The sequence below is a fragment of the Flavobacterium sp. A45 genome (assembly GCF_002001005.1).
In the GTDB taxonomy this organism is placed as follows: Bacteria; Bacteroidota; Bacteroidia; order Flavobacteriales; family Flavobacteriaceae; genus Flavobacterium.
This window is the reverse complement of the sequence record NZ_MUNX01000133.1, coordinates 1-12,348: the sequence shown is the minus strand read 5'-3', so window position 1 is coordinate 12,348 and position 12,348 is coordinate 1. Positions and strand designations below refer to the sequence as shown.

6 protein-coding genes are annotated in these 12,348 nt (G+C 33.4%); all 6 read right to left on the bottom strand.

From position 1 onward, the window contains the following. Positions 1-156: 156 nt before the first annotated feature. The 6 genes from B0E44_RS15800 to B0E44_RS15775 all read right to left on the bottom strand — a co-directional run bounded on the left by B0E44_RS15800 (position 157) and on the right by B0E44_RS15775 (position 12,226). Positions 157-591: a response regulator gene (locus tag B0E44_RS15800; RefSeq protein ID WP_077377460.1), complete on the bottom strand. Its 435-nt coding sequence runs from the start codon at positions 589-591 to the stop codon at positions 157-159. Next, entirely contained in the window at positions 588-3,605 is a 3,018-nt protein-coding gene (locus B0E44_RS15795; RefSeq protein ID WP_077377457.1) for a PAS domain S-box protein, read from the bottom strand. Before B0E44_RS15795 ends, B0E44_RS15800 begins: the two co-directional genes overlap by 4 nt. Positions 3,606-3,661: 56 nt before the next feature. Then, positions 3,662-4,207, bottom strand: coding sequence for an AraC family transcriptional regulator (locus B0E44_RS15790; RefSeq protein WP_077377454.1), 546 nt, complete (start codon positions 4,205-4,207; stop codon positions 3,662-3,664). A gap of 238 nt (positions 4,208-4,445) precedes the next feature. After that, the gene (locus tag B0E44_RS15785) at positions 4,446-8,786 is read right to left on the bottom strand and encodes a CheR family methyltransferase (protein ID WP_077377451.1); all 4,341 of its coding nucleotides are present in this window, start codon (positions 8,784-8,786) and stop codon (positions 4,446-4,448) included. 269 nt (positions 8,787-9,055) lie between these two features. Continuing rightward, positions 9,056-9,733: a peptidoglycan DD-metalloendopeptidase family protein gene (locus tag B0E44_RS15780; RefSeq protein ID WP_077377448.1), complete on the bottom strand. Its 678-nt coding sequence runs from the start codon at positions 9,731-9,733 to the stop codon at positions 9,056-9,058. 84 nt (positions 9,734-9,817) lie between these two features. Continuing rightward, the gene (locus B0E44_RS15775; protein WP_077377445.1) at positions 9,818-12,226 is read right to left on the bottom strand and encodes a thiamine pyrophosphate-dependent enzyme; all 2,409 of its coding nucleotides are present in this window, start codon (positions 12,224-12,226) and stop codon (positions 9,818-9,820) included. Positions 12,227-12,348: the final 122 nt, after the last annotated feature.

Below are 12,348 nucleotides of genomic sequence, written 5' to 3'. Positions count from 1 at the left end.
CAAAGATGGAGCATTGAGCAGGAGTAGAGATTACATAACTTTTGAAAATAATTACAGAATTTACAGATGTAGTTTTGCTCAATAATATTCAAATCAATGCTTTAAAAAATTAATTTTATAGGGAATATGATTTAATCTATCTGAGATTCCTTTTTATTACATTCTATCCATATACCACTTCAATTCTTTTTTCATTTTTCTATATTCGAAAAGAGCTGATATTATTTTTTGCAAACGAACAAAAGCCGTTTCGCTTTTAACCACATAATCAAAGGCTTGATGGTGCATACAATCGATAGCCACTTCAATTTTATCTTGAGAAGACAACATAATGACAGCAATTTCAGGATTGAAGGCTTTTATTTTATCCAAGGTCTCCATACCGTTTATCGCATTTTTATCAATACCGTCCAGATGATAATCCAAAATAATAACATCTGGATTATTGGATAAATTGGCCAAGCAAAGTTCTCCAGTAGAGTACGTTTCTATTTCAAAATCAGCATGATCCAGAAACTCAATTTCCAATGATTTCAAGAACAAAGCGTCATCATCGACTAAGAACAGTTTGATTTTATTTGTGGTGTTCATTTTAGGGATTTTTTTAATGTTTCTAATTCTACTTCCAATTCTTTGCAGGCTTGCATACACACGTTTTCAAGTTTCAAAATCATATCTTCCATTTCATCATTTTGTTGTTGTATCGCCACAATTTCCTGGATCTTTTTGGCCATATTTTCAAAATCGGAATGAATTCCCATGATCGAAAAAGAAGGAATCATTTTGTGAATTGCAGCATTTAGCAAATTCCAATCTTGATCCAACAAGCTTTGTTTTAATGTACTGATAAGTTCCGGTGTTTGTTCCAGATATAGACCAATCATTTCTATCATCAATTTTGGATTGGATTTAGTGCGGTGATTTAAATAATCTAGATTGATGTATTTTACTTTATCATCTTTCAAAACTTCCATGACATCATTTTTTTTTGATCCTATTTTTTTTGGTTTATGTACTAACCCAACAATTTTACTATACAAAACTCTTTCATCAATGGGTTTTGCAATGTAGTCATCCATGCCTACAGCTTTACATTTAGCCAAATCTACCGTAGTAACATCTGCCGTCAGAGCAATGATCGGAATAGTCAAATTCAATGTTTTTCTAATGTATTCTGTGGCTTCAAAACCATTCATTTCGGGCATTTGCAAATCCATCAAAACAATATCGTATTGATTAGTTTTGAGTTTTTCAATGGCAATTTTTCCGTTTTCGGCGATATCACGTTCAAAACCAAAATCATCCAAAACCGTTTTCATCAATAATTGATTGAGAGCCATATCTTCGACAACCAACACTCTGATACCTTTTATTTCTTTATCCAATTCCATAATTTCATTATCCAATACTGCTTTTTCTTTTGTTTTTAAAAACGGTAAAGTAAAACTAAAACTGGAATACTCGTTTATTTTACTTTTAACCATAATGCTGCCTCCTTGAGATTCTACTAATTGTTTTACAATGGCAAGTCCAAGTCCAGTTCCTCCATATAATCTTGAAGTGCCGCTTGAAGCTTGTTGGAAATTCTCAAATATTCGATCTATTTTGTTTTCTGCAATTCCAATTCCTGTGTCATTAACAGCAAATTCAATAATTACTTTTTTGTCGTCTTCAAACATTAAATGCACACTTACAGTAATGATTCCTTTGTTTGTGAATTTTACTGCATTACTAACTAAGTTTAAAATAATTTGATGTAACCGAACTGGATCTCCAAGCAAAATGTCAGGGATATTATTGTCGTAATCAGTTACTAATTTTAAATTTTTTTCCTGAATTTTGGTTTCAAATAAATGAAGCATTGAAGACAATGATTTTTTTATTTTGAAAGGTGTCTTTTCAAAAGTCATTTTTCCGGCATCTACTTTAGCCAAATCCAAGATATCATTAATTAGTACAATTAAAGCGTCACCACTCATTTTTATAGCCATCAAATATTCTTTTTGCTTGGCTGTTAATTCGGTTTTTAAGACCACTTTTGTGAATCCTATAATCGCATTCATCGGAGTCCGAATCTCATGACTCATATTCGACAAGAATTGCTGTTTCGCTTTTACTGCATTTTCAGCAATTTGTGTGGCTGATTCGGCTTTACTTTTTGCTACTTCGGCTAAAGACGTAGCTAGTTCGGCAAAAACTTTGGCCTCAATTAGTTCTGTTGCAATTCTTTTTTGCTCTGTTATATCTCTGGCAACAACTACAGCGCCAACAACATTACCTAAGTCATCTTTATAAACGGAACCATTAAACAAAACATCGGTAAAATTACCGTCCATTATAGTAAGCGGATAATCTACCACAAATCCTTTTGAAAAAACTTTTTTATATCCTTCACGAGCTTTTTCGGGTTCTGTGAAATAATCAAAAAAATCAGAACCTATTAATTGTTCCCTTGATACACCAGTTACTTGTACTGTTGCATCATTAGTATCTGTAATTTTTCCGTTTGGTGATATTGTAAATAATGGATCCCGACTCGCTTCAATCAGACTTAAAGAATATTGAGAAGCCAGTTTAAGAGAATAACTGTAGGCTTCTAATTCTTTATTGGCAATCTCACGTTTTTCTTTTTCTTTATTTTGAAATTCAAGCTCCAAGTCTGCAATTAAGAGTTCGGCTGCTCTGCTTTCTTTCTCTTCTGTTTGAAAAATAAGCTCTTTATTGGCGATGTATAATTCATCGGCTCTTTTTTCTTTTTCATCATTTTGAAAAGCTAATTCTTTGTTGGCAATGACCAACTCCGCGGCTCTTTTCTCTTTGACTTTATTTTGATAAGCCAGTTCTTCATTTGCAATAGCCAACTCTGCAGCTCTTTTTTCTTTTTCTTGATTTTGAAAAGCCAATTCTTTATTAGCAATTCCTAATTCATCGGCTCTTTTCTCTTTTTCATTATTTTGATAGGCCAATTCTTTGTTGGCAATACCTAATTCAGCAGCTCTTTTTTCTTTTTCTTCATTTTGAAAAGCCAATTCTTTGTTGGCAATGCCTAATTCATCGGCTCTTTTCTCTTTTTCATCATTTTGAAAGGCCAGTTCTTTGTTAGCAATACCTAATTCAGCAGCTCTTTTTTCTTTTTCTTCATTTTGAAAAGCCAATTCTTTGTTGGCAATGCCTAATTCATCGGCTCTTTTCTCTTTTTCATCATTTTGAAAGGCCAGTTCTTTGTTGGCATTTCGCAATTCTAACGCCCATTTTTGTTCGGCAATGTCTCTGGCTACGATTACAACACCTTTTATATTCCCTTGAACATCCCTAAAAATCGAACCACTAAACAATACTTCAGTCAGTCTTCCATTTTTATGGCGAAAGGTAAGCGGAAAATCAGAAACTGTATTATTAGCAAAAACCTCTTGATAGACGTTTTGTGCTTTGTTTGGTTCAGTAAAATAATTTTTGAAATAAGTTCCCATTAAGTCATCTCTGGATATACCTGTGATCAATGTAAGCGCCTCATTCATATCCGTAATTTTACCCTCAGAACTTATGGTTACCAAAGGATCCAAATTGGCTTCGATCAAACTACGGGCATATTGTAATTCTTGCATGGTTAAACGTGGTATTGTTTGTTGAATTTATAGTTGAGTTTTAACCAATATTGTAATTAATTCCCAATTTCTTCAATCGGGCTGCGTCTTTTATCTTTTAATTGTTTAAAGTGAGTAGGAGATAAGCCCGTTACTTTCTTGAACTGGCTTGACAAATGCGCTACACTGCTGTATCCCATTTTCCAAGCGATTTCGGTAATATTGAGTTCGCCATAGATAATCAGTTCTTTGATTCTTTCGGTTTTGTGCGAAATGATAAACTGCTCGATTGTTGTTCCTTGTACTTCCGAAAAAAGATTGGACATATAAGTATAATCGTGATTTAATTTTTCATGCAAATAATCCGAAAAATTGATTTTTATATTTTCATCGGTATGATGCACCAATTCAATAATTACATTTTTTATCTTCTCGATAAGCATGGCTCTTTTGTCGTCCATCAATTCGAGTCCCGAATCAATTAAACCTATTTTGAGTTGTTCCCTTTGGTACATAGAAATAGTTTCCATGATTTCTACTTCGCCTAAATCGACCACGATAAAGTGTAGACCAAGTTTTTTCAACTCTTCTTTCACCGCCATTTTGCAGCGATTACTAACCATGTATTTAATATATAATTTCAAGTTTTTTCTTATTTAATAGATAGAGTAAATGTCGTCAAGAAATCAACAAATGATGTTATAGAATTTACAAGATTGTTGTATAATTCACAGATTGTTGAGTGTTTAAATATAAGCCATTAGCAAAATTTTAATTGCAAATCAAAAAAACTAGATGCATATAATTTTGTCTAGCATTTAACCTTTGTCAAAGTTTAAAACTTTGGCAAAGGTTAGAGTTCTATTTCTTAGGAAGTGATTTCTTAAGCTGTTTGACTATTTTCTCATACAAAAGTTTTTCGTCAATAGGTTTAGAGATGTAATCATTCATTCCCACGGTTTTCGATTTTTGTACATCTACGGTCGTCACATCTGCTGTAAGCGCTATGATAGGAATTTTGGAATTCATTTTATTCCGAATGTAATCTGTTGCCTCGATTCCATTCATTTCTGGCATTAGAATGTCCATCAGAATAATGTCATAACTATTTTCTTTTAGTTTCTGTATGGCTACTTTACCATTTTCGGCAATATCACATTGAAAACCAAATTCCTCTAAAATGATTTTAACCAAAAGCTGATTCAGCGGTACGTCTTCTGCGACCAAAACTTTTACATTTTCTAATCCTTCGATCGCATTATAAATATTTTCTGTTTCGGCAGGAATTTCATCACAGAATTTTTCAAAATCCATAACAAACCCAAAAGTGGAACCTTTGCCTTCTTCACTTTTTACAATTAATGTCCCGCCTTGATGCTCAACAAGTTGTTTAACAATGGCAAGACCTAAACCAGTTCCCCCATATAATCGTGAAATTTCGGTAGATGCCTGTTCGAAATTATCAAAAATAGTAGCCAGTTTATTTTTTGGAATCCCAATACCTGTATCGGTTAATGTGAATTCTATTGTAGTTTTTTCGGAATCTTCTTTCAGCATTTGAACACTCAATATTATTTTTCCTTTTGATGTAAATTTGATTGCATTGCTTATTAAATTCAAAATAATTTGTCGCAAACGCATACTGTCGCCTACAATATATTCAGGAATTCGATTATCGTATTGTTGTTCTAATTTTAAATTTTTCTCTGAACATTTAGATTCAAACAGATAAAAGATGTCGGCAATCGATTCAAATATGTTGAAGTTTTTTTTGTCAAAAGTCATTTTACCTGCATCTACTTTGGCAAGATCAAGAATATCATTAATTAAAACAATCAATGCGCTTCCCGAAGATTTAATAGCTGTGATGAATTCTTTTTGTTCTTTATTCAATTCAGTTTTCAAAACCACATTAGTAAAACCAATTATTGCATTCATCGGAGTCCTAATCTCATGGCTCATATTCGACAAAAATTGTTGCTTAGATTTTAAGGCATTTTCGGCAATTTTTGTATTTTCTTCTGCAATGCGTTTGGCTTCAATTAATTCATTTTTTAAGTTAATCTGAGCTGTAACTTCATAAGCAATAATAGTCACTCCCAAAATGGTTTCATCGGCATCGAGATAAGGCTGATACACAAAATTGAAATAAGCATCTTTTAATTGTCCGTTGCGCATCAAAGGGATTAGTAGTTCATATCCTTCTTGTGGAATACCAGTTGTGTATACTTCGTCAAACATTTTAGGAATTACAGTGTGTTCTAATTCGGGCAAAACAGTAAGAATAGGTTTGCCTTCTATTGCATTTCCTTTTCCCCAAAGCTCTTTAATACTATGATTGGCGAGTTTAATAATCATATCTTTTCCTTTTAGTATGGCAAAAGAGAAAGGTGATTGCATCAACATCATGTTATAGCGTTTATTGCTGTCTTCAATCAATTTAAGTGATTTTTTTTCGACTTCAAGTTGCACTTCCAAAACCTTTTTTTCTTTAACTTGGAGTTCAATAGCAAGATTTCGAACATCGGTAATGTCAATGATTGTTAGGACAATCAATTCTTCATTTTCTCGTGCTTGGATGATGCGGTGAGCATTAAGCAGCATTATTTTTTTGCCAATGACCGGAAAAATATGTTCTACTTCAAAATCATGGAAGCGGTTGTTTTTTGGAACAATTTCTTCTATAAGCTCTCGTAATTTCTGAATGTTCCATTGGTTATTCCCTAATTGATACAATGATTTTCCAATGCATTCTTCTTCGGTTACATGAAACGTTTTGCAAAATGATATGTTGGCTGATTTTATTTTAATGTCTTTATCAAGAACAAGCACAGGTTCATGAACCGTAGAGAGTATAACCTCATTATATTGATTTAATTCTTCGACTTGTTGAATTCTGGAATGTAATTCCTGATTGCTGGTTACCAATTCCTCATTGGTTGATTCAATCTCTTCTTTGGAAGTTTCGAGTTCTTCATTCAGGCTTTGTAATTCTTCATTACTTGAGACTATTTCTTCGTTGGCACTTTGCAATTCTTCGTTGGCGGCTTCCTGGTCATGTGTAATAGAGCCCATATCAGCTCGGGCTGCAGCAAGTTCTTCCTCCAGTTTTTTTATTCTGCGGTCTTTTGCAATGGTGTTGTTTTGTTGCCCTTTTATAGATTCTTCTTCAGTTTCATGTTGAATGTATCCCGTAAAAATTACAATCAACAAAGGTTCTTCTCCTTCAATATTCAGCGGTATGGCCTCAATATTTACAATTTGAATGGTGTTATCTATAGGATTCCGATTCATTTCAATTCCCATTTTTCGGATAGGAAGTTTTGTTTTGATGGCATGATGAATAGCATTTCGCAACTCAAATGTGATTTCGATATGTGCCATTTTCAAAATATTAAAACTGGCTTTACCTGGAGAATGCTGCAGGTACATAGAAGTTAATCCTCTAAATTGAAGAATTTCCAAATCGTAGTTGATAATAACACTGGCAGGAACGTGATGTTCGAGTAAAACAGTGTCAAATGCCATTCCTATAGTACCGTTTATTGATGTTGATACTTTTTTGAATGTAGAGGGTGGTATTGTGTTTTTATCAGGCATAGTAATATGGGAAAGATTTGAAGTAAGATCTGGAATAGTTCGTAATCCTGAATTTTTTTTTCGGGAATAAAATTTAAATTTTTTATCGAGAATGGTAAAAAGCTGTGTAGTTGTTCCAATAGTTTCCGATTTTCCCAACATCAAACAACCACCATCGTTTAAGGCATAATGAAAAGTGGAAATGGCTTTTTTCTGTGCAGTGGTGTCCAAATAGATTAACATATTTCGACAACTGATAAAATCCATTCTTGAAAATGGAGGATCACGCAAAATGTTGTGCTTTGCAAAAACACAAACATCCCGTAGTTCTTTAGAAATTCTGTATTTGTTTTTCGATTTTACAAAAAAACGAAGTAGTCTTTCTGGTGAAAGAGTTGCCAATTGTGAAGCTGAATATTCTCCAGTTCTAGCAATTCGAATGGCATCGGCACTGAGATCTGAAGCAAAAATTTGAAAAGGAATACTGTTAGGATTATTTTCTTGTATTTCGAGTAATAACATAGCTATCGAATAAACCTCTTCACCAGTTGCACAAGCGGCTACCCATATACGAAGAGTTTCATCTGTTGCTTTGGTCTCAATTAATTTAGGCAGAATTACATTTTTTAAATACAAAAAAGGTTCAGTATCTCTAAAAAAAGCAGTTACGTTAATCAATAAATCCTGATAAAGAATATCAACTTCATTACTTTGATTAGTAAGTATTTCAATGTATTCTTTTAAAGTTTTAATTTTATGAACTAACATCCTGCGAAGCATTCTTCTTTTGATAGTATTCATTTTGTAGTGACTGAAATCTACGTTTTTTCTTTTGTGTAAAAGCTGTAGAATAACCTTCAACTCTGGATTACTATTTTCTATTTCGGCTTCAGGGATTTTTTTTATGGTTGTATTGATTATCAACGGATGATGACTGATACGTGTTAATTCAATTCCAATTTCTTTTGGAGATAATACAAAATCAACAATGCCTTCGGCAATTGCAGAATTGGGCATGCTACTAAATTTAGCCGATTCATCTTGAGCAAAAGTGATTCCGCCTGCTTGTTTAATTTCTTTTAATCCTCTTGTACCATCATTGGCCGATCCTGATAGAATAATGCCAATAACATTTTCATGGTGCGTTTCTGCCAAAGAAGAAAAAAGTAAGTCAATTGAAAAGTTTGAAGTTCTGTTTTTAGGGCGGGGAGTCAATTTTATATGTCCATCAATAACCTCAATTTCTTTATCATTGGGAATAACATAAAAATTATTGGGTTTTAGTAATTCCATGTTATCAATCAACTGCACCTTCATTTGAGTTACTTTAGACAAAAGTTTGTCAAGTAAACTTTTATGATCTGGACTTAGGTGCTGGACATAGATAAAAGCCATACCTGTGGTAGGAGAAAGGTTTTTCAATAATTGGGTTACTGCTTCAAGACCACCTGCAGATGCACCAATAGCCACAACAGTAAAAGATTTTTCTGGCTCACTTTTTTTAAAAAAACGAAGTTTTTGAATAGGATTTTTCGAGTTTGTGATTTCTTTTATAGCTATTAATTTATTGTTAGGCAGTGATTTAAGTAAACTATTGTCTTCTATGGCCGAAAGTGATTTCATGGTACCAATATTTACTTCGGACAGTAGTCTTAAAAAGAAATATTCTCTTTAATACATTCCATAAATAGGGTATATCCATACCAAATGTAGTCATAAGTACAACCAATAACTATTAATACAAGACTTATCTTTTGAAATTGAAAGGTTAGTGGTTTGGTTATTTTATTGAAATCTAATAAGAAAGCTTGTAAATAGTAAGTAAGTTTTTATAAACTGGAAAAAAAACATTTTGTATTTTACATTTATGATAAAAATAAAATATCAGATTATTAGTAAATCTTTAGTAGCAGATTGGGATCAGGACAGTTTTCCAAATAATAATCCAACTTGTTTTTACTACAAACTCCAGGGTAATCACCGAAGTTTTCTTTAATGTCTTTAATAATCTGAAAATGCAAATGTGGGGAATAATCACCATTTACACTTGCATCACCTAATGTTGCCAATTGTTGTCCTTTTGCAAAGAAATCACCAGCTTTGATAGATGCGATACTTTTTAAAGATAAATGACCGTATAACGTATAAAAAATATGGTTTTCCAATTGGTGTTCCAGAATAATGGTGGGGCCGTAATCACCCAAGTTATTGTTGTATTGAAAACTATGCACTTTTCCATCCAAAGCTGCCAAAACAGAAGTTCCTGCTTTGATCCATAAATCCAACCCGATGTGAATGTTCCGTTCCTCAGTATTTAAATCATTAAAGACAGTACTTCGTTTATACAAATTACGAATTTCATTATAACCACCATAAGCAACTGAAGCTTTATTTTTGGCTAAAAGTTGTTCGATATAAGTTTCAAATTGAGAAGAATCAGAGATATTCAGCTGATTCAATTCCAGATTGGATGCTGTTAAATCTAAAGGTGTGTATTGTGAATAGGGGATAGTGCTATCAATTACTTTGATATCTTTTAAATCTAAAAATAAAGTTTCTAATGGTATCATTCAGGAATGGGGATTAGTTGAAATAAAGATAAAAAAAATCCCATTCGACGCAGCGAATGGGATTTAGAATATAATATTTTAAGTTTAATATAAACTTGGATATTTCGAAGGATTTACTTCATGCATCATTCCATATACCTTTTCGTAAATATCTTCAGCAGAAGGTTTTGAGAAATAATCCCCATCTGTTCCGTAAGCAGGTCGGTGAGCTTTTGCAGTTAAAGTTTGCGGTTTGCTGTCCAAATGGTTGTAAGCATCTTGTTGCTCTACAATTTGTTGCAAAATGTAAGCAGAAGCTCCACCTGGTAAATCTTCATCAATCACCAATAATCGATTGGTTTTTGCGATACTTTTTACAATGTCACTATTTATATCAAACGGAAGCAAAGATTGTAAATCAATAACTTCACAGTCTATACCAGCTTCAAATAATTCTTTGGCAGCTTGTTCTACTAATCTCAATGTAGAGCCATAAGAAACAAGTGTTATATCAGTTCCTTTTCTTAATGTTTCCACAACACCAATTGGTGTTTTGAATTCACCATAATTCAACGGTGCTTTTTCTTTTAATCGGTAACCATTCAAGCATTCGATAACCAAAGCAGGTTCGTCACATTCCAATAAAGCATTGTAAAAACCAGCGGCTTGTGTCATATTTCTAGGAACCAAAACATGGATTCCTCTGATAGCGTTTATAATCATTCCCATTGGAGAACCTGAATGCCAAATACCTTCCAAACGGTGTCCACGGGTACGTATAATAAGTGGTGCTTTTTGTCTACCTACAGTTCTGTATTGTAATGTAGCCAAATCGTCGCTCATGATTTGGATCGCATACAATAAGTAATCAAGATATTGAATTTCAGCAATCGGACGTAATCCTCTCAATGCCATTCCAATTCCTTGACCTAGTATAGTGGCCTCACGAATCCCAACATCGGCAACACGTAACTCTCCGTATTTTTCTTGCATTCCTTCCAAACCTTGGTTTACATCACCAATGTTTCCTGCATCTTCACCAAAAATTAAGGTTTCTGGATATTTAGTAAAAATAGCATCGAAGTTGTCTCTCAAAATCATTCTGCCATCAGTATCTTCTGTGGAACCATTAGAATATTGTGGTAAAACTTCTTTGACAGAAAATACATTTTTATCCGATTCTGAAAATAAATTACTGCTAAATCTCGGTTGTGTCTTTTTAATGTAAGCAGTAATCCAGCTGGACAATTCTAATTTGTCTTCTTCATTGATAATTAAACGCAATGTTTTTCGTGCGATTACCATTATTTCCTTTTTCAAAGGAGACTTGATACTTTTTAAAGAAGCAGCATTTTTAAGAATTTCTTCTTTTTTGGCACTGGTTACAGCTATTCTTTCTAATATAGAAACCAATTCGTTTTGCTCTTCAACTATTGGTCCAATAAAAGCATTCCAAGCTGCTTTTTTTCCTTCAAAAACTTCTTTTTTGGCTTCCAAATCAATAGCGTCAATTTCTTCAGGAGATGCAATATTGATAGCAATCATCCATAATTTCATTTGACGAATACAGTCAAAATCTTTTTCCCAAGCCAATCGGGCCGCATTTTTATATCTTTCGTGGGAACCAGAACTGGAGTGTCCTTGCGGTTGAGTAAGTTGATCAACATGAATCAAAACAGGAACGTGGTTTTCACGAGCTATTTCGGCCGCTTTTTGATAAGTGGCAATCAAATCTACATAATCCCAGCCTTTTACTTTTAGTATTTCAAAACCATTAGAATTTTCTTCTTTTTGGTAACCTTTTAAGATTTCAGAAATACTCTCTTTAGTGGTTTGGTGTCTTGCATGTACCGAAATTCCATATTCGTCATCCCAAACACTCATCACCATTGGAACCTGTAAAACTCCGGCAGCATTTATGGTTTCAAAAAATAATCCTTCTGATGTACTTGCGTTTCCAATAGTTCCCCATGCAATTTCATTTCCATCTATAGAAAATTGGTCTGCATTTGGAATACCAGGAACGTTTCTGTATATTTTTGAAGCTTGTGCCAGTCCGAGTAATCTTGGCATTTGCCCAGCTGTTGGGGAAATGTCGGCACTAGAATTTTTTTGTTGAGTTAAGTTTTTCCAAGATCCGTCCTCGTTCAAACTATGGGTTACAAAGTGACCACCCATTTGTCTTCCTGCAGACATTGGCTCTAGGTCAATATCAGTATGGCCATATAAACCGGCAAAAAATTGTTCGATAGTCAATTCGCCAATAGCCATCATAAAGGTCTGATCGCGATAATATCCAGAACGGAAGTCCCCGTTTTTAAAGCATTTGGCCATGGCAAGTTGCGGAACTTCTTTTCCATCACCAAAAATACCAAACTTGGCTTTTCCAGTTAATACTTCTTTACGGCCCAATAAACTACATTCTCGACTTATTATGGCAATTCGGTAATCATTTAAGACTTCAGTTTTAAAATCTTCGAATGTTAAACTAGTATTGACTTTCTCTTTTATCATAATTTAAAAGTATAGCTTTAATGGTGCAAATCTAATCAAAAACTACGTATATATCATTATGCGATTCTGTATTTTTATAATTTTTTATGAAATAATTTCCAGTAAAACGAATGTATTTTTAT